We start from the raw sequence: 22218 nt of genomic DNA on the forward strand, positions 1-22218 counted from the left end.
CGTCGTAGTCCGCCGACGGCCACTCCATCCATTCGCGGTCTTGCATCGACTCGAGGTCTCGATGCGAAGTACCGGATACCACGTGGCGCGATCGGCACCCACGGCTGCTCAGAGGGCCGGAGGGGCCTCAGAGCAGCATCATCAAGACAAACGGCACGAGCACGAGTAGCGCCAGGGTCGGGTGACCGCGCCGTCGCGTGTTGTGACTGTCCCAGGTGAACAAGTAGACCGCCAACGCGAAGCCCAGGATCCCGCTGAGCGCCAGGGCGATGATCGACCCCCATGCGCTGAAGTCTGCAGCCTCTCCCATCGCCAAGGCATTGAACGCGTTCATGGCGTGGGTGGCAGGAAGCAGCCGGGCGAACCTCCCGGCAGCCTCCGGCAATTCGGCGTAGGGGATCATCATTCCTCCCAGCAGTATCGAGGGGAGGAAGACGAGTTGGGACCACAGCATCTGTGCGCGTGAGTTGGGGGACACGACTCCGATCAGCACGCTGATGCCGGCGGAGGAGAGGGTGGCGGCAAGGAACGTGAGGGCGTATCCACCCCAGTTCACGGGCGAGGGAGCACCAAAGAGCAGGGGAGCGCCGACGGTGATGATCGTCGCAGCGATCACCAGGTGAAGGGTGGTCGTGAGCGCCGGGATGGCCAGGATGGACGAGGAAGGAACCCCGTTGATCTTGTAGCTGCGAAACACGCCTGCTTCGCGAGCATCGACCAGGGGTTGGGGCAATCCCATCAGCGTGGCGGTGAGTATCGCGAACACGACCATCGCGGGCATCATGGCCTGGAGGAAATAGGGGTTGAGGCCGGGCAGGATGAGCCCCATCATCAGGAAGAAGCTCAGTGGGAACAGATAGTTCATCATGAGCAGCGACTTGTTGCGGATGCCGGTGCGGAAATCGTACGAGAAGTGGATGGCGAACGCGTTCATCGCCCTCCTTGGGTGTTCGCGGCGTCGGCAATCTCCAGGAACCTATCCTCCAGTGAGGGGCGTTCGACTCGCAGATCGATCAGAGAATCGTTGGTGTCCTCCACATGAGCGATGATCGCCGCCACGGTGGGACCGATGTCGGTGCTGAAGAAGATCGAGTAGTCCCCTTCCTGCGCCGTCCGGCTCACCGCCGGGAAGGTGACAGAGGCCCCGGACAGACCGGTGCCCTGAGTGCGTACGCTGATCTTCGTCAGCCCCGCGCCCGTGGCGGTGATCTCTCTGGGCGTACCGACCGTGGCGATGCGCCCTCCCATCAAGATGGCGACACGATCGGACATCTCTTCCGCCTCGGCCATGTCGTGGGTGGCCAGGATGATCGTCGTGCCGGCGGTGCGCAGCTCGTTCATCAGATTGTGCAGCTCGACTCGGGACGGCACATCGAGCCCGGCTGTCGGCTCGTCCAAGAACAGCACGTTCGGGTCGTGAGCGATGGCGAGTACGAGAACCAGACGTCGCTGCTGTCCTGCCGACAGGCTGTGGTATTGGGCGTCGCGCTTGTCGCTCAGGCCGAGCCGCTTCAGCAGATCGAGCCGAGGCGGCACGCCACGATAGGCACAGAAGAGCTTCATCGACTCGTCGACGGTGATGCTGTCGGGAAGTCCAGACGACTGCAGCTGCACTCCGATCAGACTTTGCAGCTTGCGGGGCTCGCGTGCCGGATCGATCCCCGCCACCCGCAAGGAGCCACCGTCGGGAGCACGCAATCCTTCGAGGCTCTCCAACGTGCTCGTCTTGCCCGCGCCATTCGGGCCGAGTAGACCGAAGATCTCACCCTGTTGTACATCGAAAGAAATGCCGTCGACGGCAACGAACCCGCCGTACGTCTTGCGGAAGTCGGTGACTTCGATCACCGGCATCGTCACCGCACGCATCCTTCGACGGTTCCGTTGCGGGCAATGCCGGCAAGGTGAAACGTGCTCGAGGGAGACTCCTCCCGTACGAGGTGGGGGGCTTCTTGGGTGTCGACCGAAGCGCTCATCCGAACATCATACCGATACGATCCGAGGTCCCGCTTCGGCAGTTCAGGCCTGGAAACACGTTCAGTTCCTTCCTGGCCCGGTCGCTCCTCTTCGTCGAAGATGCAGTCTGGAGACGGCGTCGAATGTTGCCGTGGGCGGACCCACAGGCGCCCGGCGGGTGCGTCCGCGAAATGCTTCGAGGCGTGGATCTGTCGAGTGGTAGTGGCGCGACGATCGAAGGCTGTCCGCTCGAGTCGCGAGTCCCTTGTCACCACCCGCTTGATACCGGAGGACGACGTGGCCCTTTCAGCCGTGTGGATTGCAGAGTCCACATCGCATCCGTCCCATTGTCGACGAGCCGTTCGCCTTCGTCGCCGAGGGCGATCGGGTACCCGTCGCCGCCGAGAGAGAAGGTTCCGGCGGCATCGATATCATTTCTGGTCATCGTCGGGTTGTTCCCGCCGATGACGTCGAAGGTCCGGGCGGTCGTGTCGCCGGCGCCCGGACGGACATGAGACCGTGCCGGCCCGTCCGCGTTTCGAGAGCGGTGTCAGCAGTGTCGGCGGCGGGAGCGATGCCCGCCGGACCTACGCCTGGAGGCGGTGTCGCGTGTGGTGATGAGGTCGGTGACGGCGTCGATCTTGCCGGTGATGCCGGCTTGGCCGGCCCGTTCCGCATCCTCGCCGGGCCGCGACGGTGCGGGTGTCTGGCGGGGTCTCGGCGGGATCGGCCGTCCGGCGGTGGACGCGTCGGCCGCCTCCAGGTTCCAGATCGCAGTATCCAGCCGAGTGGCCAAACGGCGCAGCTCGTTCGCGTCATCCGTCTTGTCGAGGTCCTTCAGGATGCCGGCATAGGCGACGGACGCATCACGGAAATAGGCGAGCGCCGCGTCGTCATTCGAGGTCTTGATCCGTTCTTCCAAGCGAAGGATGTCGTTGGCCACGTTGTCCAGTCGGCGGCGAAGTTCCCTTTTCGTCTCTTCCAGGCGGGTCGTTCGAGAGCGCCGATTCTGTTGCCCATTCCACCAGGAGATGGCTGCGGCAGCCAGGAGGGCGACGACCGTCAGTACGCCGAGAAGCAGCAATGTCGATGACAGATCGGTGCCGCGAGAGTCAAGCGCCCTGAACGCGAGGTAGAGCAGTACGACGATGACGATGGGGGAACGGAAGGAGAACATCCTTCTCATGATGGCATCTCGATTCGATGGTAGTTCGACGGGGAGTCGACTGGGCCGCTCATGGTTCTGTCCTGTCTTGTGGCACGGTGGCGACGATCTCTCGCCAGACGCCTTCCCGTCGTACGTCTTCGAGTTCCAGGCCGGCAGCCACCACGTTGTCTTCGGTCGGCCGATTGATGTTGAATCCGAACACGTTTCGTGTGATGGGGTTCAACGCATCGAAGAGACGTGCGAGGAGTGCGTTGCGGGGTCGCACATGCTCGAGGAGCAGAACCCGGCCGCCGGGCTTCACGACTCGAGCCACCTCGCGTAGACCTGCCACAGGATCCGCGACGGAACAGAACACCGTGGTCGCCACTGCCGTGTCGAAGCTGTCATCGGCGAAGGGAGCTTGCTGAATGTCGGCGAGGTCGAGATCGACGGGCGCCGAGATTCGTTTGGCACGTCGCCTGGCTCGCTTCAACATGCCTTCGGACACATCGATGCCGACAAGCTGGACGTCTTGGGGATAGTGCTCCAGGTTCTTGCCGGTGCCGACACCCACCTCGAGGGTGGTTCCCCGCGCCTGAGACACGAGGCGCCGCCGCCTTCGTAGCGTTCCCAGCCGTTCCATCGGCGCGTCATACAGGTCGTAGAGAGGGGCTATCCGGTCGTAGCGCCGGGTGATCTCGGCTTGGCTCTCGACGGGGCCCTGTCCGGTCATGCGTCTTCCAGGGCCGTGAGTACGGCGACGAGGCGCGACCGGGCTTCGTCGGCGATCGGCTGAATGTCGGAGCTCTCGCTGACGGAGAGCATGGCGGCGGGGTCGACGGCAGAGATCCGTGTAGACCCGTCCTCGGTGGCGCGCAACGTCACGTTGCACGGCAGCAAGAGGCCGATGGCCGGTTCGATGTTCAGTGCCTGATGCGCAAGATGCGGATTACAGGCTCCCAAGATCTTGTAAGGCGGTGTGGTGACTCCCAACTTTGCCTCGAGTGTCGCCGCCACGTCGATCTCGGTGAGAACGCCGAAGCCCTGTGCCGTCAGCGCGGCACGGGTTTCCTCCTCCGCGGATGCGATGTCGGTGTCCTTGGTGATGCTCATTTCGTAACCCTGCTTTTCCATGGGAAAACCTCCTGCGGCAGGTAGCCGTCGTCGTGGGGTAGTGTGCTGTTTACCCTACCCCACCCCGGGTGGGGTGCAAGTTTCCGGTCTCAGGAGAATGGCACCATGTTCGGATTGATCAGCTACCGCCCGATTCCCATTTTCGAGTTGGGTCCGTTGAAGCTGTCGCTGCACGGGCTCGCCGCCGGGCTCGGGTTTCTCGCCGGCGCATGGCTGCTGTTGCGGATCGCCCGACGGCGCGGGTTCGACACGGAGCGACTGCAATCGGTGCTGACGTGGGCCTTGGTGGGAGCGTTGATCGGTGCGCCGCTGCTGACCGTGCCGGCGCGCCTGTTCAATCCTGGATTCGGATTCCACGATCTCTTCGCTTCGATGTCGATCCTCGGCGGTATGACAGGCGGCATCCTCGCCGGTTGGATCAGGATGAGGATGCTCTCTTTGCCCTTCCTGCCGGTCATCGACATGGCGGCTCCCGGTCTTGCCCTGGGAACCGTGATCGGTCGGCTCGGGGATCTGGCGATCGTGGAACACCTTGGGAGGCGCACGTCGTTCTTTCTCGGCTATGCGGTGAAGCCCGGATATGATCTCGCACCGCAGCACAACGCACTCGAGTGCACGACGTCGCAGGCCGTCGATGGCATCTGCGGTGTTTATCACCCCACCGCGCTCTACGATCTGCTCGGGGCGCTGGCGCTCCTCGGCGTGCTGCTGTGGCTCGGTAGGCGCTGGCAGACCCGGCACTATGGACAGCTCTTCGCCTTGTGGATGGCATGGTATGGATTGCAGCGATTCTTCGTCGATTTCACACGGGCGGGTGGACCCAACATCGACCAGATGATCGGTGGGGTCACGTGGAGTCAGGTGACCGGTCTCGGTGCCGGTCTGGCCGGCCTGATCTTGCTGTGGGTTCTGCGGCGGCGGATGCCTGTGGTCGGCGCCGAGCAGGACGAGGTGTATACGGCCGTCTGAGCTATCGCGAGCCGAGGGGGCTCCATGCACGTCCGGTCGGCAGGTTCCTCCATGTGCGGCGGTTGGGACTCCCGGAGGCCGGGACCGGGGTCCAGCGAGCCGGCCCGAACGCAGACCGAGCATTTCTCGATCGTGGACGCCGGTTCGGATTCCGGGGAGATCTGATCGAGTCGGCCGTGCACGGGTCTCCATCGAGGACCCTTCCATGTCGACTCGCGCCGGTGCGCGTCGACATCGCCACTTGACATTCCATTCGACTGGAGGGTGTACGTTTGGCGGTGCTCGGCACGGTGAGCCGTCGCACCGTTCGATCTTCCGGCCGTGATCGCCGTGATCGTGGTGCTCTCCATCCCGGGAGACCGTCGTCCCGTGAGCGGAGAACGACGTAACCCGATCAGGGCTCTGCCGGGATGTCGAGCAGTTCGCAGGCGTGGTCGGCAGATTGCCTCGAGGAGGGGAACACATGAACGCCCAGGATCCCGAGTACACGATCGTCGGTGCCGGACCCGCCGGACTCGTTGCCGCCCTGACCCTTGCCCGCGCCGGCAAGAGGGTACGTGTGTTGGAGAAGGCCGACAGGGTGGGTCATCGTTTCAAGGGCGACTTTCAGGGTTTGGAGAACTGGTCGCAGCGACTGGACGGGCTCGAACGCCTGGCACGGCTCGGGGTCGAATCGACGTTTCGTCTCCGTCCGTTCCATGCCGTCAGCGTCTATGACCACAAGCTCCGACCAACCATCGCTCGTACCGCCGAGCCGCTCTTCTATCTGCTGTCCAGGGGACCAGGGTCGGGTTCGCTCGACACCTCGCTCCTGGCCCAGGTGCAACGGGCCGGTGTGGAGGTTCGGTTCAATTCGCCCGTTCGGCATCCGATACGCGGAGCCATCGTCTCCGCAGGGCCGCAGTATGCGCACGCCGTCGCCACGGGCTACTTGTTCCAGACCGATCTCCCGGATCAGGCGCATTGTGTCTTCGCCGAGGAGGTGGCGCCGGCGGCGTATGCCTACTTGCTGGTCTGGGACGGGCGCGCGACGCTGGCAACGTGTCTCTTCGCCGACGTCGACCGGGCTGCCGAGGTCCGAAGAACCGCCGTCGAGGTATTCCAACGGCTCGTTCCGGGGCTCGACCTCACCGGTGCACGGCCGTTCTCGGGGTACGGGACGGTGTTCTCTCGAGCGGTGTTCAGCGATACCGTGGGTCAACTCTATGCCGGCGAGGCAGCAGGGCTCCAGGATCCGGAGTGGGGGTTTGGCCTCTGGTACGCGATGGAATCGGGTTGGCTCGCGGCCCGTTCCCTCCTCGAAGGATTCGACTATGCCGTGGAAGCATCCAGGCGTTTCGAGCTCCAGCGGCGTTCGGGCTTCGCCAATCGTCTGTTCTTTGAACATATCCCCCAAGCCATCATCCCCGTCTTGGTGCGACAAGTCGCTTCATCGAGCATGCTGCGGGAACGGCTGAGACGTCATTGGAAGCCGAATTGGGTGAAGTCCACGATTGCGTATGCCGGACGGTCGAGGCTGCGCCGGTTCACGCCGGACCGGGAGGTGAACGGCAAGGCAAGACGAAGCATGCCGGAGACGGCCGACCGATCTACACCGGGTGCCATCTTGTCTGCGCCGAGCGACGGAGACACGATCTGAAGAGGGTCTTGTATGCCGCTGATCCGGCGTCACGCAATGATCGTCCATTCGGGCAACAACCCGTTCGGACGGGATGTCAACCCGGGAGCAGGTGGACGAGCTGCCAGGCTCCGATGAGTGGTTGAGCTATCACGCCGACGAGGATGACGCCTGCGGCGGTGACCACGACCGTGGCGCCCGAACGCCAATCCAAGACAGGCTGTGCTGCGAGGTGCTTGTCGACGTAGGCGGGAGCGATGATGCGCAGGTAGTAGAAGAGCGAGATCACCGAGTTGATCACGGTGACGACGGCGAGCCACGTGTAACCGGCGTCGATCACGGCTCCCATGAGTAGCAGTTTCGCCGCGAAACCGCCGAGAGGCGGTATTCCCACGAAGGAGAGGAATCCGATCGCCAAAGCTGCGGCGAGCCAGGGGTGTGGGCCTGCAAGTCCCCGATACGATTCACGGTCGGTGAGGCCGCGAAGTTGGACGACCACACCGAATACTGCGAGCGTCGCGAGGGCGTAGGCGACCAGGAACATGAGCAGGGAAGGGATCGCCAGATCACTGCGGCCGAGTGCGACGATGGCCAGGAGCCCGTATCCCGCCTGTGAGACTGCCGACCAACCCAGCAGCCTTCGCACATCGGTTTGCCAGAGGGCCGCGAGGTTTCCCAGGGTCATCGTGGCCGCCGCCAGGATCGCCGTCAGCGGTCGCCACCCGAGCGCGGTATCGGGGATCACCATGACCAGGCGAGCCAGGAACACGAACGCGCCGACCTTGCCGACGATCATCAGGAACGGAGCCACGGGAGCCGGCGCGCCCTCTGCAACGTCCGGCACCCACGGGTGAACCGGGACGGCACCCAACTTGAAGGCCACGCCGATCATGACGAGACCGAAGCCGACGATGAGGGCGAGTGGATCTGCACCGACGAGGCCGGTGCGCAGTCCGGTCAGCGTGGTGGTTCCGCCGAGCCCGAACAGGAATCCGACACCATACAGCGCCGTGCCGTTGGCGAGCGCTCCAAGGAGGAAGTACTTCATCCCGGCCTCGGAGGAGTTTCTCGATCGCCGGTGAAACGCAGCCAGTGTGAACCCGGTCACCGACGAGAGCAGCATGGCCACGATGAACTCCATGAGACTGGACGCGCCCGCCAGGAGCACTGCACCAAGAGTCCCAAACAGCAGGATCGCGTAGTACTCGCCGTGGCGGGCGTCCGACCTGAACCATTCGACCGAGAGGGCCACGGTGAAGATCGTCACGACGATCAGTACGAGGGTGGCCCACCGGCCAACCCCGTCGATGGCGAGCGTGTCGAAGAACGTGAGGCGAGAAGGCCCCGCCAGGTCCTGGCCGGCGAAGAAACCGGCCGCGGCGAGTATGGCGACGGCAAACGCGCCGATCCACGCCTGGAACCGGCGCGGAGTGAAAAGGGCGACGAAGATGATCGCTATCGCCCCCAGAGCGAGCGTCAGCTCGGGGAGGACGTCCCCGAGGAAGCGCACCATCTGGGCACTCATGTCGACTCCGGCCATGTCAACCGCCCACGACGGCTCGGCTGAATGCGTTGACCACGTTGACCAGCCACGCAGGAGCGACTCCGATGACGACGACGAGCACGAGCGCCGGCGTGAGCGCGACCATCTCCGACCATCCGAGGTCCGTCCAGCCCGTCCAGCGTTCCGGCAGAGGACCGAGGAACACCTGCTGCAACATTCTCAGGAACAGCGCAGCAGTCACGACGATCCCCAGCAGTCCGATAGCCGCCAGCCAGGGGAACACACCGAGGGTGCCGGCGAAGATCTGGAACTCGGCGACGAATCCGGCGAGGCCCGGCAGCCCGAGGCTCGCGAAAGCTGCGAGCATCATCGCTCCGGTCAATGCCGGCGCCCGGGACGCAAGCCCTCCGAACTCCCCCATCTCATACGTGTGGCCGCGGGCCAGTATCGAGCCGGACAGGAGGAACATGCTGCCGGTGATGAGACCGTGGGCGACCATCTCCACGGTGGCGCCGGTCAACGCAAGAGAGCGGGCGGCGTCCGAACCGACGAATGCCGCGCCGACCGACACGCCGAGGATCACGTAGCCCATGTGATTGACAGACGTGTAGGCGATGAGGCGTTTCAGGTTGGTCTGCGCCATCGCAACCAACGCCCCATACACGATGCTGACGACCGCGATGATTCCGAGAGGGAGCGCAAACCTGTCGAAGGTGCCCGGCATCATCTGGAGGAGCACACGGATGAACCCGTACGTCCCCATCTTCAGCAGCACACCGGCGAGGATCGTGGAAGCCGGCGCCGGGGCGTCGACATGGGCGGGCGGAAGCCAGGTGTGGAACGGCACCAGTGGTGCCTTGATGGCGAAGCCGATGGCGATGGCCCAGAAGATGAGCGTCGAGGCGAGCCCCGCAGCCGGGAGCGGCTGGGTGCGGATGATCTCGATCATGTCGAACGTGCGGGGCGACGTGTTCAGGTAGATGCCAAGAATGCCGAGCAGCAATGCCAGGGATCCGACGAGTGTGTAGAGGAAGAACTTGAGCGCCGAACGCTGGGCGTCGCCGTGTCCCCAGATGGCGATGAGGAAGTACATGCCTACCAGCGAGAGGTCGAAGAAGACGAAGAACAGGATGAGGTCCAGGGCGAAGAAGAGGCCCAGTGAAGCCGTCTCGAGGAAGAGGAAGGCCGCGTAGTACTGGCGTGCCTTGCCGCGTAGGTCGGCGGGGAAGACCATCGAGAGGGTGAACAGCAGAGCCGTCATTGCCAGCAGCGGGAGGGACAGCCCGTCGACGCCGACCTGATAGGTGACTCCGATCGAGGTGATCCATGGGGCCGATTCGACGAGTTCGAAGCCGGGGCCCCCCTTGAACATGGTCCATGCCGCGATGATGATGCCCAGTGGCACGAGGCTCACTGCCACAGCCGTCCAGCGGGCAAGCTGGGGTCGGTCCTTCGGAAAACCGAGCAGCGCTGCTGCTGCGATCACGGGAAGGAAGATGGCGATACTGAGCATTGGGCTACCTCCAGAGAACGGTCACGAAGATGATGAGGGCGGCGCCGATCACGAGGATCGTGTAGTAGTGGTAGGACATGCCGGTTTGGAGCTTTCGGCTCTGCTCGCCGGCGATGCCGATTCCGAGGGCGATTCCTTCGACGGTCCCGTCGACGGCCTCGTCATCCACGGATCGTGATGTGTCCGCCGTGCGCAGCACGCCGCCGGCTATCACGTGCACGCCTCCATCGATGACCCGTTCCGCGCTCCTGCGCAGAGAAGCCGACACACGAGTGGCTGTGCGAGCAGTGCCCAGCACGAGTGCGTCCACGACGGAGCGGTCCGTGATCCTGAGGCCTTCGGACAGGCGCAGCACAGGGTCGACGATCACGACGCGTCCTGCCGTCGGCAAGCCCCACCAGTCGGCCACTGCGGCACGGAGACGGTCGGGAATCCCGAGATCGACGAGGCGGTGGCGTTTCCAGAGCGCGGCGATGATCGCCAACCCGAGAGCGATGACTCCCAGAGATACCCACAGTTCCCACGGCTCCCCCCCTGCGATCCGGCCCGATGCGACCGTCTCGAGAAGCTTCTCTCCTCCAGGGAGCCAGAGTGCACCGAGGAGCAACGTGATCGTGGCGAGTGCGCCGATCGCGAGAAGCTCGCCGACCCCCGGACGTTCGCCACTGGTCTGTGTGGGGCCTGGCCCATAGCCGAGCAGGTGAAGGCGGCTTGCGTACAGGACGGACAAGAGTCCGGCAACGACCGTTCCCGCCCCGACCCAGACGCCGGCGTCGAAGGCTGCGGCTAGGACGGCTTCCTTGGTGAAGGCGCCGCCCAGAGGAGGGATGGCAGCCAACGCAGCCGCACCGACACCGAACAGGAGCGCCACTTTCGGCAGGGCCGAGCCGAGACGGAGCGAGCCAAGATCCAGTGTGCCTCCCGTGTGGAGTGCCACGCCCGCACCGAGGAACAGGAGTGCTTTGAAGAAGGCGTGGGCGGTGAGCTGACCCATGCCGGCTGCGGTGAAACCGGCACCGATCGCTATCAGCATCAATCCGTACTGGGCGGACGTGGAGCCTGCCAGCGCTCTCTTGAAGTCGGTCTGGACGAGTGCCACCACACCGCCCGCCAGCGCGGTGACGAGGCCAAGTCCGATGACGGTCGGTGGGAACCACGGAACCTGCGAGAAGATCGGCTCGAGCCGGATGAGTGCATAGGCGCCCGCGGCCACCATCGTCGCCGAATGGAGTAGCGCCGATACGGGGGAGGGGCCTGCCATCGCCGAGAACAACCAGGGAGAGAAGGGAACCTGGGCGGATTTCGCTGCGGCCGCCACGAGCACCCCGCCGGCGGCGATGGCCAGCCAGCGGGGGTCGGATGAAGCGGCGAGGTCGCTGTACCGGAAGCTGCCTGTCGCTGCAAAGGCGGCGCCGGCGGCGAGGTACAGCCCCAGGTCTCCGAAGCGCGTCGTGATGAACGCCTCCTTCGCCGAACGGGGCCGGTTCGGGTCGCGCCACTCGTGACCGATGAGTGACCAGGATGCCGCACCGACCAGTTCCCAGCCGATGAGCAACGTGAGGAAATCGGCGGCGACCACCAGCAGCTCCATGGCCCCGACAAAGGCGACCATGAGCCCAAGAAGGCGGGCGAGCGCCGGATCACGGCGGAGGCTTGCAGCGGTGAAACCCACGATCGGTAGCGCCACCAACGGTACGAGCACCACCATGGGACGGGCGGCACCCTCGACGGAGAGTTGGAGGGCGATACCTGCACCCCAGTCCCAGGATGCCGTCGAACCCGCGAACGCGGCGACGACGGCGACGGCGAGCGTCCCTGCGAGCGCGGCGACGGCGATGGGACCCAGAAGTCTGCGCCGACGCCGGAATAGGAGCACCATGGCGGTACCCGCTACCGGCACGAAAACTGGCAGCCAGGCCATCAGTTTCGGAGCCTCTTCAGCTTCTCGGTGATGTCGGCCTTTCGTGCCCGGTACACGTTCGCCACCAGCGCGAAACCGATCGCCGCCTCGATGGCCATGGCCGTCATGACCACGATCACGAGGAGTTGGCCTTCCGGGTTGCCGCCGGTGGAACCCCACCAGAAAGCGGCGACGGCCAGGATGGTGGCGTTCAGCATCAACTCGAGTCCCATCATGATCATGACGAAGGACTGCTGGCTGAGAGCACCGTAGATACCGACGCCGAAGATGGCGGCAGCCACGACAAGGAGTGCTTCAAGGCTCACTGGCTCGTCTCCACTTCGAGTGGAGGTTCTTCGGAGCCCTGTTCGGCGTCCCCGTACCGTCCACGGTGAGAGACGAGCGCGATCGCTCCGATCATGACGGCGAGGAGTGCCACGCCGGCAGATTCGAACACGAGCATCGACGTCCCGAGGAGTTCCTGGCCAAGGGGGACGATGGCCGGCCCGACGATGGCTGCCGGACGATCCGGAAACTCGGCGAACAATCCGACGGTTGCCAGGGCCAGGAACGAACCGACGCCAGAGAGGATTGCCGTGCGATGTTGGTGCACCATGAGCATCGGGTTCAGACCGGCCGGGTTCATCATGAACATCACCATGAAGATCGCCATGATGGTCATTTCCCCGGCCATCATCAGGATGAGGATGAGGCCGAGAAACTGCGCGTTGAGCGTGACGAGAATGGCTCCGACCGCTACGAACGACGCCATCAACCAGTACGCCGCCCGCACCATCGAGTCGGTCACGAACACGAGGATCGCCGAGATCACGGCCATCGCCGAGAAGGCCCAGAAGAGCACGTCGGTCGGCCATCCGCCGCTCACAGTGTCAACGCTCCCGAGACGAAGACGTCTACGAGGGCAAGAGGGAGGAGCACCAGCCAGCCGAACTTCACGACATTCTCCATTCTCGGACGAGCGGTCCGATGACCGAACCAGATCATGACGGCCAGCAAGGCGACCGTCTTGAGGATCGACCATGCCCAGCCGGGGAGCCAAGGGCCGAGAGGGCCACCCAGGAATGCGGCCGATCCCATGGCGGCGGCCGAGACGAGGAGTGCGGCTCTCGCCGTCCGCCACGCGAGCAGTGCCGTTCCCGACGTCTCGGTCTGTGAGCCACCTGCGAGGTCGGCGGCATCGGGATGCTGAAAGGGTCCCCAAAACGCGAATCCGAGCGCCGTCAAGAGGTAGATGGGCAGGCCGAGCGGCTGGCGGAGCACGTTCCACAATTCCGCCTGGGAGCTGATGATGACTCCTACGGACAGGGATTCGGCGGGTATGGCCGTTGTGATGAGCACCAGGGAGAACGGGATCCCCACGGAGAGGGCCAACGCTGCGAACCGGTATCCGCCGATCAGCGGAAAGATCGAGTTCGACGACCAACCGTGCAGGAAGACCGCCACCATCACCTGGACCAGGGCTGCACCGAAGAGAACGATGCCGACGGGCACGTCGGCGATGGCGAGCCCCGGGGTGAGTGGGATCGCGGTGAAGGCCACCGCCGCGAGGCCGGCGAGCAAAGCCGGTGCCAACGCCCAAGCCTCCCGGTCGGGCCGTTCGGTGACGGTCCTGCGTTGCGACATGAGGAGAGCAACGCTGCGGAAGGGGTCGAGAAGGAGCGCAGCGGTACCCTCGCGGTTCCCGGCCGCCGTGCCGGCCAAGAGTCGGTCGAGCACCGACACGATGTACACACCGGCGCCGAGGACCCCGCCCGTGAAGAGGATTGCAGTGGCCGGGTTCACGCAGCTTCCCCTTCGCCGGCACTCGGGGGAGCCGCGGCTGCCTCGGCAGGGTCCATGTCGATGCTCGCCAGGCAGGTCACCGCGTCCCCCCACTCGAGGCCGGTCAGGAGGGCAGGCAGGAGTTCGAGTAGCCGGCTCGAAGGGGTCGGTGCTCCTTGCTCCAGCCGTCCGTGGGGTCCTTCGACGACGCCGTCGCCGAATGCGGTTCGATCTGGAGCTTGCATGGCGAGATCGAGAGACTGGGTGATCTCAGCGAGCCGCTGTCTCCAGCGAGCGCGAGGGTCGCCGTCGGCGAACGTGATGGGTGTGAACCCGAGGCTGCGATAGGTGGGATCCTCCAATCTGGCGTCATCAGGAAGGCCACTCGCTCTGGCAACGGGGCCGAGACCCTCTGTCAACGAGGGATCGAGGCGACCGGCCGAACCGAGGCTCCAGGCGAAGGCGCCGCTTTTTCGGATGGCGCGAGCCAACGCGTCGACGGCGTCGTTGTCCTGGGGTGTCAACCGTGCGGCGAGCCGGAGCGCCCGAAGTCCCAGGGCTCCGAGTCCCACCAGACGCAGCGCTTCGGCCAGCCAGATCAGATGGTGTCGGGCTCGGGCCAGTTCCAGGTCGGCGAGAGGGACCGGACGGCGCAGAGCTTCTTTGAAAGGGGAGGCGATGGCGGCGGTCACGGCCGCCGGCCCGACAGAGGCTTCCTGGATGATGTCGCCCTGGAATGTCACTCGAAGTGTCAATCCGGCGGGGAGGGCAGGAAGCCAGGGCCCCAGCGTCACCGGAAGGCGATCGAGCTGGATGCCGTCCCGGTCGGGTCCGCGTTCGGCCATCGGACGTCCGTAGGGGACACCTCCGGTCATGCCCTTGCCCCCCTGACCGTATGGCCCGACATTTCGCCATTCGGCCGGATCGATGTCCGGCAGCAGGGGTGCTTCCGAGGGAAGTGTGCCGTGGAGGAGAGCGCGGTGGAGATCCACGATGGCATCCACGAGTCCATCGACGTTCCCGGACACGACATGTTCCGCGGGAAGACCTTCGAGCGTGGTTGGCCCCCAGTGAACGGTCAGGCGAGGTGGCGACATCTGGTCGTGAACGCGACGGAGGGCGGCGATGCCGGCATCCGTGAACGATCCCGCCACCAACAGGATGTTTGCAGGCCTGGGTGTGTCCAGCATGCTGATTTCGGTGCGCAGACGCAGATTCGCCAGGTCGTCGCGTGCACCGGCTCCCCCCACGGCGAATACCGGGACGCGAGCTCGGCCGGCGATGCCTGCCAGGAGGCCTTTCAGGCCCATTCGAACCCTCGCTCACGCCAGGCGTACACGATTCCTACGACCAGGATGAGGATGAACATCAGCATCTCGACCAGTGAGAGGAGTCCCTCCCGCACGAACACGACTGCCCACGGGTACATGAAGACCATCTCCATGTCGAAAGCCAGGAAGAGCAACGCCATCGCGTAGTAGCGGGTGTGGAACCGGTTCCATGCGTGGAAATCCGGTTCCACACCTCCGGCGGACGGAACGCGCTCGGGCGCGGTTGTCAGTACGGGGTTGAGCCGATCACCCACCCATCGGGTGCCGACGACTGCAAGCCCGGCTGCCAGGAACACTACGAGCGCAGCTCCGAGAGATGCCATGTCAGGCGACGTAGTCCTTCGGGTTCTCGTCGAACTCTTCTTTGCAGTCGTTCGAACAGAAGTAGTAGGTCGTCCCTTCGTACGCGCTCGTGCCGACGGCATCGTCCATCTCAATGGTCATGCCGCAGACCGGGTCTTTCATTTTCATCTCGCACTCCTCTTGTATTGCGCGGCCGCCGACCCAGCGACGGCCATCCATTCGTTTCACTCTATCCGGTGAGGAGCCTCGTGGCTCTCCTTGATTCCTCGCTCGAACTCACCTCCTTGTGCCGACCCACCCATCTCCTTGTCGGAGTGGCCGCGTTGAGTCGGTGTTCAAGTCGTCATCTTTCTACACCTTCCATCCGCCTGGAATGTCAAGCGGACCGTGGGGAATCGTGATTTCGGACTCGGCCCGCATCGATGTGTGGAGCGTGCCTGTGCTCTTTGACCTTGGTTGGCTCCATGGGTTCCGCGTGCGGGGGTGAAGTTCGCACCTGACCTGTATTAGGCACTTGACATTCCAGTTGCCTGGAAGGTGTAACTTGCGAATATCGAGAGGAGGACCGAATGAGTGACGACCCGAATGTGACGCTGGTGACGTCAGGCGGACCGGTCGATCGGCTGGTGGGCGCCCCGGTCGTACTCGAGGCGCGCTCGGTGATGAAGAGCTATGTCAGGGGATGGCGGAGGAGGCCGCTCAGGGTCCTTCGGGGCGCCGATCTGGAACTCCATGCGGGAGAGATCGTGGGTCTCGTGGGAGAGAACGGCTCCGGCAAGTCCACCTTCATGAAGATTCTCGTAGGCGCGCTCGATCGTGATGGCGGTGAACTCGTCCGAACGGGAACCTTTGGGTACTGCCCGCAAGAGCCTGTCTTGTATGAGCGACTCACCTGTGACGAGCATTTCGAGTTGTTCGGACACGCCTACGATCTCGATCCCGGAGTCAGCGATCGAAATCGTGACGAGATCTACGAACGGTTCGGATTCGAAGCGTACCGGGACGTTCTCGTGGAGGAGTTGTCCGGTGGCACCCGCGCCAAGCTGAATCTCGGCGTCGCGCTCCTGGCGGATCCGCAGATACTGTTGCTTGACGAGCCCTATGCGGGGTTCGACTGGGATACGTACCTGCGTTTCTGGGAGTTGACGGCGGAGCGGCGTGATGCCGGCCGTTCCGTGCTCATTATCAGTCATTTCGTCGCCGACGAGGGGCGATTCGACCGTATCGTGGAGCTGCGGGACGGTCGTGCGGTCGAGCGATGAAGGCGACACTGCTTACCCGCCGGTATCTGCTCGAGTATGCGCGCAGACCGTTGAATCTCGTCCTGCTGCTTCTTGTTCCTCTCGTGTTCGTCGTGCTGGTCTCGGGTGCGCTCGGCGATTTCGCCAAGGTGATTGGTGGGGTTGGCGATCCTGGCCTGTTGGCAGCTCCGAGTGCCGGATGGGCGGCCGGGTTCCTTGCCGGCGTCGCCGGTTTCTTTCATGTGCTCGGCTCTCGAAATGCCGACCGGCGGCTGGCTTCGGCGGGGTTCGGTCCTCGCCGTATCGTGACCGCTCGTCTCATCTCTGGTGTGATTCTGGCGCTCCTGGCTGCCGCATCGGCGCTCGTGGCGCTAGCGGCGCGTACCGGTCTGGCGGATCCGGTGCGAGCGATCGCGGGTTCGGTCATGTTCGCCGTCATCTACCTTGCCATCGGTGTGGCGGTCGGCTCGGTGATTCGCAACGAGGTCAACGGGTCGTTGGTCGTGATCTTCGTTTGGATGCTCGACGTGTTCCTCGGTCCGGCCATGGCCGGCGGCGACGTGTGGGTCACCCGTCTGTTCCCCACGCATTTCGTGACGTTGCTCATGCTCGACGCCCCATCCGGGCATGCGGGGTCGATCGGCGATGTGGGCTGGGCGTTGCTGTGGACTGTCGGCGCTCTGTTGCTGGCGGCCGTGTTGCTTGCATCCGCGACGAAGACACATCCTTTACACTGGTACCGTGGCGCACGTTGGGCGTCGGTCCGTCGGGCCTGGGAGGGTCTGCGCTACGGGATGCGCGAGTACCGACGCAACATCGCCATGTGGGTGCTGCTGGCGGTGCTGCCGGTCTTCTTCATCTCTCTCAGTTTCGTCATCACTCCCGATCAGCCTGCTCCTGTGGAGTTGTCCGAGGGAGGCGTGACCACGGCCCGGTTGATCTCCATGACGGACCTCCACGGCGCGATCATGGTCCCGATCACCATCGCATTCTTGGCAGGGTTGGCCGGGCTGTTCGTGATACAGGCGTCTTCGGAGGCTGATCGCCGGCTGGTGATCGCCGGGTTCCGAACCCGCGAGATCTTGGTGGCGCGGCTCGGAGTCATCGGTCTCGCCGGTCTGATCGCGACCGGGGTGTCCCTGGCGATCACGGCGATCGACTTCACACCAGGCTCCTGGATGGGGTTTACCGTCGGTAACGTGCTGGTAGCGGTGACGTACGGGCTGGTGGGGGTGTTGATCGGTTCACTGTTTGGGCGACTTGGAGGTCTCTATCTGATGTTCCTCCTGCCCTTCATCGATGTTGGCCTCGCACAGAACGTCATGTTCTCCGCCGTTCCTCCTGCCTGGGGTGCGTTCCTGCCGGCACGGGGCGCGATGCGCGTGCTCGTCAACGCGGCATTTACGCCGAGCTTCGACCAGATCGGCAATCTGCTGCTCGCTCTCGGCTGGGTGGTAGCCCTCGGATTGGTGGCTGCCCTGGTGTTGCGCCGCACGGCCGGGGTCCAGAGCACCTGACCGGCTCCAAAGGCTGGATGAGCGATCCGCGAGGAACGCAGGGCCATATCCGACGGTTACGCATTCCGGGCCGTCGGACAAGAGGGAAGCTTCGCGAGCACACTGCCACACGACCGCACCGGGAAGAACGCCGAGGTGGATGGGTGAACGTGGAGGGACAAGTGTCGAGAGAAGGTGTGGTTGTCGCGCTTGCTACGGCCGATACCCTCAGACCCGCCGACTGTCATGAGTCCGCTCGCTTTCGGACTTCACGATTCCTCAAGCATTCTCCGTCCCCTCGCATTTCGGGCCTCGCAGTGGTTCATCGATCGTCTCTGGGCCATGAGGAGGCCCCGTGATCACGGACGCGGTGTCCACCACGACGGCCCCGTCGACGATCTCGACCGCGAAGCGATCCAGGCCTCGTGGGGCGGGGCCTTCTCGCCACTCTCCGACCCGGTTGAACTTCGAGCCATGACACGGGCATTCGAACTCACCCGAAGAATCACACCACGGCACCCTGCATCCAAGGTGCGGGCACTTCCACCAGAGTGCCACGGTCTCACCTTTGTCGGTGGTGAGGTATCCGCGCATGGCGTTCACTTCGGTGACGTTGTCCGTCGGCACGCCGTTGGCCGGCCCCGCATTCACTATCTCGCCGAACCCGCCGGTTTTCGACGGCTTGAAGATGTCCCAGGTCGTCCAGATGCCCGCAACACTCACCAGCCCGAATCCCCACTTCCAGGCCCTCGTCAGCAGCTCTCTCCGGTTGATCTTGCTCATGATATTTCGTCCTGGTCTCTCCGCCGAGGAGAACCGGCGGTTCCGGGCCGGTGGTCGACAAATCGTAATGGCGTTCTTTTGCCTGCGCGGCTTCCTCCGCCATGACTGGAGACCGTGCGGTTGCCGGTTGGTCGTTCGATCTGCCCAATGGGGAGCCGGTCTCGGCGACCGGCTCGTGCACCATCTCCTCGCCTGTTCTTCCGGTTTCTTATCCGTCGGACTTGCTCGTCACCATATCGGTGAGCGGTCCTTACCGTCTTTTGTACACCCTCTACCCGAGGGGAATGTCAAGGGGTAGAGGGTTCTGATCGGTCGCCTACGTCGAGCGATCGGCGTAGGCGACAGGCGGGGAGGCGGTCTCGTCAAGCGACCGGAGCTTGTTTCCGGTCGTGTCCAAACACCGTCGCCGGGCCTCGATCGACGTCCGCCGACCTGGGCCATGCCGGTCGTTCGAGTGACCCTCGACGTTGGTTACTTCCCGTGGGAGTGAGGGGTCGGCCGCTTGTGGACATGCCGGGCGGCCGCAGCACCTCTGACCGACTCGTGATGAATGATGGTCTGACAGCGATTGGGGTCGGTGCAGGTCGACGGATCGAGGCTACGAGCCTGCTCCGCCAGAATGGCGAGTTGTCGTCGGGTCTTCTTCAAGGCTTTGATGTGCGCATCCAGGTCGTGCATGTGGCGCTCGAGCAGTTCGAGCACGTGGTGACAGGTCGTTTCACCTCTGTCACGAAGATCGAGAATCGAAGCGATCTCCGTGAGCGTCAGGCCGGTGGCCTGGGCATCCTTGATGAACAACAGTCGGTCGACGGAGCCTGTGTCGTACATACGGTATCCGTTGGGAGCCCGGTGAGGAGCCGGCAGGAGACCTATGTCTTCGTAGTACCGAACTGCCTTGGTCGAGACTCCGGCATGCCGGGCGAGTTCTCCGATGGTCATGGCACCATCATATCGTCGTGACCCTCCAGTGGGATGGAAGAAGCGGTTTGGGGTGGCCGAATTGGCCGGCGTCTTCTTGACATTCTAGTTGACTGGAAGGTGTACGTTGGCGGAAGCAACAGGAAGGAGGTGAAGGGATGAAGCGCTTCATCGTTCCACGCATCGCTCACTGTTCAGACGGCTGTACCGCCGGATCCTGAGCAGGATGTGAAACTGCTTGGCGTGGTCGGGGTCCTGCGAATCCCGACCACGCCGCCACCGAATCATCTCCTTGCACATGGGGCAGCTTGGCTGGATCTCGTCGGAGTGGCCGCCCTCGAAACCGGCCGGGCAGAGTAGGCCGGGAGAGCCTCGCGAGGTACGCTACGCAACGTAGTAGTGCAGTGTCGAAGGTCCGGCCTCCTCGGGTTCTCGCGGGAGACCGGATGCATATCGGCGAAAAGGGAAGGAATGGCGGCATGGCCAGAGAACCCATTCTCGAGAATGCCGTGATGCTGATGCTTTGGCGGGAGGAAGGTCCTCTGACGCCGCGTCAAGTGAAGGCTCGGCTCGATGAGACCCATCCGGTGGCATACACGACGGCGATGACTGTTCTGATGCGACTGTGGAAGAAGGGCCTTCTGCGGCGCTATCGCGTGGGTCGAGCGTACGCGTACGCGCCGACCGTGGGACAGGCCCAGCATGCGGCTCAGCGTATGGAAGGGATCCTCAGAGGAGTGAACGAACGGGCGGTCGCGTTGGGCCGGTTCGTGGAGCAGCTTTCGGCGTCGGACCGGGAGGAGCTGATGCGGATCCTGAGCGCCGATGAGTGAGATCCTGTTGGTCGCTTCCCTCGTGCTGCTCGGCACACCGTTTCTGCTGAGCCGTTTCGGGCATCGTATCGCCGCAGCCGAGCGCACACGGCTGATGGCCGTATCGCTCGCCGGTGGACTGGTGTTCCTCGAGCTCGATCTCGTGTTGACGGCCTTGCCGACCGTCCTGCGCTCATTTCGCCTGACAGGTCTCGCCTCTGCGTGTGAACGACTTGTCGGACACGTGTTGGGTGGGGGGCCGATTGTGGGATGGGTCGTGTTCGCCATGGCTCTGCTCCTGCCGGTATCGGCAATCGTGACGAGCCTGAGATGTCGAACGCGGTATCGTCGTCTGCGTGCCGATCCGTGGGTCGGGACACATCGGCCATATGGCGAGCATGAGCTGGTCGTGCTGCCTTCGGCGGAGATGGTCGCGATCAGTGTTCCCGGCCGGCCCGGGCAGGTGATTCTCTCGGAAGGTCTGCTCGATACTCTGGCACCGGCAGAGCTGGATGCGGTGCTGCGGCACGAGGGGGCACACCTCGATCTTCGACACTCGAGGTATCTTCTGCTCGCCGCCGTCGTGCAGTGCGCCGTGGGATGGCTTCCGACGGTCCGGGGGAGCGTGGGCAGCCTCAGGCTGTCGGTGGAGGAGTGGGCCGATGCGGTCGCAGTTCGAGATCTGGGCACCAGCAGACCCGTCGCAGATGCTTTGCGCTCGTTGGTCTTTGCCTCGCTCTTTCCACACGCGGCTTCGTTCTCTGCCGCCGAGACGATTGGTGAACGTCTCGAGGCCCTCGAGCACGGTGAGCCTCGGAAGGCCCCCCTGGCTCGCCTGGCCGCCTATTCGCTGATAGCGCTGCTGTGGCTGGGGGCAGGCGGATCCGTAGCGACATGGTTGACACATGCCCGTGGATTGGTCGGCATGACGCCGTACTGTCCTCTTTGAGGTTCGGTGCCGCAGCGGCCAGACGCATCCGCGAGGAGACCGGAAGCCGGACCGTGTTGACGCAACCGACCCGTGGACGGCAAGCCGATTCGCCAAACGTCGATGACGACTCGACTAGAGCCGAAGCTGCCGGTTTCGGGTTGGGCCGGCACGCTCCCGGCGGTGGCTGTCTTCGCCGGCCTTCGAATCGACGACCCGGCCCGTCTGGAGGGGGTGTCGGTGTGGATGAGAAACGCTTCCTCAACGCCCCGTCTACCTATTGCACAACGTCTACGACCCAGATCGTCGACCTGGTGGATCGTCACCGCCTGTTGGATGTGATCGAAGGCCGTTCCCGTGACGCACTGGACGCCGGGCTCACCGGACGGGGAGACTGCCAGTGTGGTCGTGTCCGCATCGCCACTTTGGACCCGGCAGCCGGATACCGCAAAACCTGGTCGATTGCCTCGGCGTCGCCACCCTGATCGTGGATCGTTTCCATGCGATATGCCACTCGAATCGGGCGGGCGACGAGGTGTGTCATCGAGTCCGGTCACCAAACCTTGGGACATCGGGGTCGCAAGACCGACCCGGCGTATCGGTCGTGACGGGTCCTATCGAACGGAAAGATAACGACTCACCGGAGGCCATTTCGGACAGATGCGCTCGTCATCCACCGCCAAAGATCCTGACGGCGAGGGTGTTGCCGCTCGGGACGGTCGAACTCGAAGCGGGTGTCCGCGATGCCGGTCCTCTCCCGGCGGGTCGGTGCTCGGCGGTGGCGATCGAGGACAGAGGCTGCCTGAGCTCATTACTGGGGGCACCGGGGAGAGGTGACGTCACCGTTCCGCCTGGGATTGGTGTTGCCGCAGGGTGCCGTGTCGCT

At 64.2% G+C, this 22218-nt stretch carries 24 protein-coding genes; 7 read left to right on the forward strand and 17 right to left on the reverse strand.

Annotated features, from left to right (window positions below; genetic code table 11):
* Nucleotides 1-127: 127 nt before the first annotated feature.
* From GXP34_04605 to GXP34_04630, 6 genes are all read right to left on the reverse strand, one after another.
* Nucleotides 128-934 (reverse strand): ABC transporter permease, encoded by an 807-nt coding sequence (locus GXP34_04605; GenBank protein ID NOY55250.1) that lies wholly within the window; start codon nt 932-934, stop codon nt 128-130.
* A complete protein-coding gene (locus tag GXP34_04610; protein NOY55251.1) occupies nt 931-1857 on the reverse strand; it encodes an ABC transporter ATP-binding protein in 927 nt (308 codons plus the stop codon). Before GXP34_04610 ends, GXP34_04605 begins: the two co-directional genes overlap by 4 nt.
* 364 nt (nt 1858-2221) lie before the next feature.
* Entirely contained in the window at nt 2222-2398 is a 177-nt protein-coding gene (locus tag GXP34_04615; GenBank protein ID NOY55252.1) for a hypothetical protein, read from the reverse strand.
* Nucleotides 2399-2503: 105 nt separating this feature from the next.
* Nucleotides 2504-3139 (reverse strand): hypothetical protein, encoded by a 636-nt coding sequence (locus tag GXP34_04620; GenBank protein ID NOY55253.1) that lies wholly within the window; start codon nt 3137-3139, stop codon nt 2504-2506.
* 49 nt (nt 3140-3188) lie between these two features.
* Nucleotides 3189-3833, reverse strand: coding sequence for a methyltransferase domain-containing protein (locus tag GXP34_04625; protein NOY55254.1), 645 nt, complete (start codon nt 3831-3833; stop codon nt 3189-3191).
* Nucleotides 3830-4213 carry a DUF302 domain-containing protein gene (locus GXP34_04630; protein ID NOY55255.1) on the reverse strand — a complete coding sequence of 128 codons (384 nt, stop codon included), beginning with the start codon at nt 4211-4213 and terminating at the stop codon, nt 3830-3832. The genes GXP34_04625 and GXP34_04630 overlap by 4 nt, the downstream gene beginning before the upstream one ends.
* Nucleotides 4214-4339: 126 nt before the next feature.
* Between GXP34_04630 and GXP34_04635 the strand changes: the two genes are divergently transcribed.
* Both GXP34_04635 and GXP34_04640 read left to right on the forward strand, forming a co-directional pair.
* Nucleotides 4340-5203 carry a prolipoprotein diacylglyceryl transferase gene (locus GXP34_04635; GenBank protein ID NOY55256.1) on the forward strand — a complete coding sequence of 288 codons (864 nt, stop codon included), beginning with the start codon at nt 4340-4342 and terminating at the stop codon, nt 5201-5203.
* Between the two features lie 463 nt (nt 5204-5666).
* A complete protein-coding gene (locus GXP34_04640) occupies nt 5667-6842 on the forward strand; it encodes an NAD(P)-binding protein (GenBank protein NOY55257.1) in 1176 nt (391 codons plus the stop codon).
* A 76-nt stretch (nt 6843-6918) separates the two neighbouring features.
* Here GXP34_04640 and GXP34_04645 read toward each other — a convergent pair whose 3' ends face one another.
* From GXP34_04645 to GXP34_04685, 9 genes are read right to left on the reverse strand one after another with little or no spacing between them, the layout of a single operon-like run.
* Nucleotides 6919-8334 carry an NADH-quinone oxidoreductase subunit N gene (locus GXP34_04645; GenBank protein NOY55258.1) on the reverse strand — a complete coding sequence of 472 codons (1416 nt, stop codon included), beginning with the start codon at nt 8332-8334 and terminating at the stop codon, nt 6919-6921.
* A 28-nt stretch (nt 8335-8362) separates the two neighbouring features.
* Entirely contained in the window at nt 8363-9838 is a 1476-nt protein-coding gene (locus GXP34_04650; protein ID NOY55259.1) for an NADH-quinone oxidoreductase subunit M, read from the reverse strand.
* 4 nt (nt 9839-9842) lie between these two features.
* Nucleotides 9843-11759 carry an NADH-quinone oxidoreductase subunit L gene (locus GXP34_04655; protein NOY55260.1) on the reverse strand — a complete coding sequence of 639 codons (1917 nt, stop codon included), beginning with the start codon at nt 11757-11759 and terminating at the stop codon, nt 9843-9845.
* Nucleotides 11759-12064 carry an NADH-quinone oxidoreductase subunit NuoK gene (gene nuoK / locus GXP34_04660; GenBank protein ID NOY55261.1) on the reverse strand — a complete coding sequence of 102 codons (306 nt, stop codon included), beginning with the start codon at nt 12062-12064 and terminating at the stop codon, nt 11759-11761. The genes GXP34_04655 and nuoK overlap by 1 nt, the downstream gene beginning before the upstream one ends.
* On the reverse strand, nt 12061-12624 hold the full coding sequence (locus GXP34_04665) for an NADH-quinone oxidoreductase subunit J (protein NOY55262.1): 564 nt from the start codon (nt 12622-12624) through the stop codon (nt 12061-12063). Before GXP34_04665 ends, nuoK begins: the two co-directional genes overlap by 4 nt.
* Nucleotides 12621-13541, reverse strand: coding sequence for an NADH-quinone oxidoreductase subunit H (locus GXP34_04670; protein ID NOY55263.1), 921 nt, complete (start codon nt 13539-13541; stop codon nt 12621-12623). Before GXP34_04670 ends, GXP34_04665 begins: the two co-directional genes overlap by 4 nt.
* Nucleotides 13538-14830 carry a hypothetical protein gene (locus GXP34_04675; GenBank protein NOY55264.1) on the reverse strand — a complete coding sequence of 431 codons (1293 nt, stop codon included), beginning with the start codon at nt 14828-14830 and terminating at the stop codon, nt 13538-13540. Before GXP34_04675 ends, GXP34_04670 begins: the two co-directional genes overlap by 4 nt.
* Nucleotides 14821-15174: an NADH-quinone oxidoreductase subunit A gene (locus tag GXP34_04680; GenBank protein ID NOY55265.1), complete on the reverse strand. Its 354-nt coding sequence runs from the start codon at nt 15172-15174 to the stop codon at nt 14821-14823. The genes GXP34_04675 and GXP34_04680 overlap by 10 nt, the downstream gene beginning before the upstream one ends.
* A gap of 1 nt (nt 15175) precedes the next feature.
* A complete protein-coding gene (locus GXP34_04685) occupies nt 15176-15322 on the reverse strand; it encodes a YHS domain-containing protein (protein ID NOY55266.1) in 147 nt (48 codons plus the stop codon).
* A 401-nt stretch (nt 15323-15723) separates the two neighbouring features.
* Here GXP34_04685 and GXP34_04690 point away from each other — a divergent pair, with 401 nt between their 5' ends.
* Entirely contained in the window at nt 15724-16416 is a 693-nt protein-coding gene (locus GXP34_04690; GenBank protein NOY55267.1) for an ABC transporter ATP-binding protein, read from the forward strand.
* Complete coding sequence (locus GXP34_04695) at nt 16413-17912, forward strand: ABC transporter permease (GenBank protein ID NOY55268.1); 1500 nt, start codon at nt 16413-16415, stop codon at nt 17910-17912. Before GXP34_04690 ends, GXP34_04695 begins: the two co-directional genes overlap by 4 nt.
* A gap of 258 nt (nt 17913-18170) precedes the next feature.
* On the opposite strand, the gene GXP34_04700 is transcribed toward GXP34_04695, so the two are convergent.
* Both GXP34_04700 and GXP34_04705 read right to left on the reverse strand, forming a co-directional pair.
* Complete coding sequence (locus GXP34_04700; protein ID NOY55269.1) at nt 18171-18674, reverse strand: Rieske 2Fe-2S domain-containing protein; 504 nt, start codon at nt 18672-18674, stop codon at nt 18171-18173.
* A gap of 471 nt (nt 18675-19145) precedes the next feature.
* A complete protein-coding gene (locus GXP34_04705) occupies nt 19146-19613 on the reverse strand; it encodes a heavy metal-responsive transcriptional regulator (GenBank protein NOY55270.1) in 468 nt (155 codons plus the stop codon).
* 458 nt (nt 19614-20071) lie between these two features.
* Between GXP34_04705 and GXP34_04710 the strand changes: the two genes are divergently transcribed.
* The 3 genes from GXP34_04710 to GXP34_04720 all read left to right on the forward strand — a co-directional run bounded on the left by GXP34_04710 (nt 20072) and on the right by GXP34_04720 (nt 21817).
* Complete coding sequence (locus GXP34_04710) at nt 20072-20425, forward strand: BlaI/MecI/CopY family transcriptional regulator (protein ID NOY55271.1); 354 nt, start codon at nt 20072-20074, stop codon at nt 20423-20425.
* On the forward strand, nt 20418-21353 hold the full coding sequence (locus tag GXP34_04715) for a M48 family metalloprotease (GenBank protein ID NOY55272.1): 936 nt from the start codon (nt 20418-20420) through the stop codon (nt 21351-21353). The genes GXP34_04710 and GXP34_04715 overlap by 8 nt, the downstream gene beginning before the upstream one ends.
* A gap of 221 nt (nt 21354-21574) precedes the next feature.
* The gene (locus GXP34_04720; GenBank protein ID NOY55273.1) at nt 21575-21817 is read left to right on the forward strand and encodes a transposase; all 243 of its coding nucleotides are present in this window, start codon (nt 21575-21577) and stop codon (nt 21815-21817) included.
* Nucleotides 21818-22218 lie beyond the last annotated feature (401 nt).

The sequence above is a fragment of the Actinomycetota bacterium genome (genome assembly GCA_013152275.1).
Taxonomy (GTDB): Bacteria; Actinomycetota; Acidimicrobiia; order Spongiisociales; family UBA4744; genus BMS3Bbin01.

What these genes read in the sequence shown, in the direction of transcription:
- GXP34_04705 (NOY55270.1), bottom strand. Translation starts at nt 19,613, where the DNA reads ATGACCATCGGAGAACTCGCCCGGCATGCCGGAGTCTCGACCAAGGCA.
- GXP34_04710 (NOY55271.1), top strand. Translation starts at nt 20,072, where the DNA reads ATGGCCAGAGAACCCATTCTCGAGAATGCCGTGATGCTGATGCTTTGG.
- GXP34_04685 (NOY55266.1), bottom strand. Translation starts at nt 15,322, where the DNA reads ATGAAAATGAAAGACCCGGTCTGCGGCATGACCATTGAGATGGACGAT.
- GXP34_04650 (NOY55259.1), bottom strand. Translation starts at nt 9,838, where the DNA reads ATGCTCAGTATCGCCATCTTCCTTCCCGTGATCGCAGCAGCAGCGCTG.
- GXP34_04695 (NOY55268.1), top strand. Translation starts at nt 16,413, where the DNA reads ATGAAGGCGACACTGCTTACCCGCCGGTATCTGCTCGAGTATGCGCGC.
- GXP34_04620 (NOY55253.1), bottom strand. Translation starts at nt 3,139, where the DNA reads ATGAGAAGGATGTTCTCCTTCCGTTCCCCCATCGTCATCGTCGTACTG.
- GXP34_04630 (NOY55255.1), bottom strand. Translation starts at nt 4,213, where the DNA reads ATGAGCATCACCAAGGACACCGACATCGCATCCGCGGAGGAGGAAACC.
- GXP34_04655 (NOY55260.1), bottom strand. Translation starts at nt 11,759, where the DNA reads ATGGCCTGGCTGCCAGTTTTCGTGCCGGTAGCGGGTACCGCCATGGTG.
- GXP34_04700 (NOY55269.1), bottom strand. Translation starts at nt 18,674, where the DNA reads ATGAGCAAGATCAACCGGAGAGAGCTGCTGACGAGGGCCTGGAAGTGG.
- GXP34_04715 (NOY55272.1), top strand. Translation starts at nt 20,418, where the DNA reads ATGAGTGAGATCCTGTTGGTCGCTTCCCTCGTGCTGCTCGGCACACCG.
- GXP34_04675 (NOY55264.1), bottom strand. Translation starts at nt 14,830, where the DNA reads ATGGGCCTGAAAGGCCTCCTGGCAGGCATCGCCGGCCGAGCTCGCGTC.
- GXP34_04645 (NOY55258.1), bottom strand. Translation starts at nt 8,334, where the DNA reads ATGGTGCGCTTCCTCGGGGACGTCCTCCCCGAGCTGACGCTCGCTCTG.
- GXP34_04680 (NOY55265.1), bottom strand. Translation starts at nt 15,174, where the DNA reads ATGGCATCTCTCGGAGCTGCGCTCGTAGTGTTCCTGGCAGCCGGGCTT.
- GXP34_04615 (NOY55252.1), bottom strand. Translation starts at nt 2,398, where the DNA reads ATGACCAGAAATGATATCGATGCCGCCGGAACCTTCTCTCTCGGCGGC.
- GXP34_04690 (NOY55267.1), top strand. Translation starts at nt 15,724, where the DNA reads ATGAGTGACGACCCGAATGTGACGCTGGTGACGTCAGGCGGACCGGTC.
- GXP34_04625 (NOY55254.1), bottom strand. Translation starts at nt 3,833, where the DNA reads ATGACCGGACAGGGCCCCGTCGAGAGCCAAGCCGAGATCACCCGGCGC.
- GXP34_04605 (NOY55250.1), bottom strand. Translation starts at nt 934, where the DNA reads ATGAACGCGTTCGCCATCCACTTCTCGTACGATTTCCGCACCGGCATC.
- GXP34_04635 (NOY55256.1), top strand. Translation starts at nt 4,340, where the DNA reads ATGTTCGGATTGATCAGCTACCGCCCGATTCCCATTTTCGAGTTGGGT.
- GXP34_04640 (NOY55257.1), top strand. Translation starts at nt 5,667, where the DNA reads ATGAACGCCCAGGATCCCGAGTACACGATCGTCGGTGCCGGACCCGCC.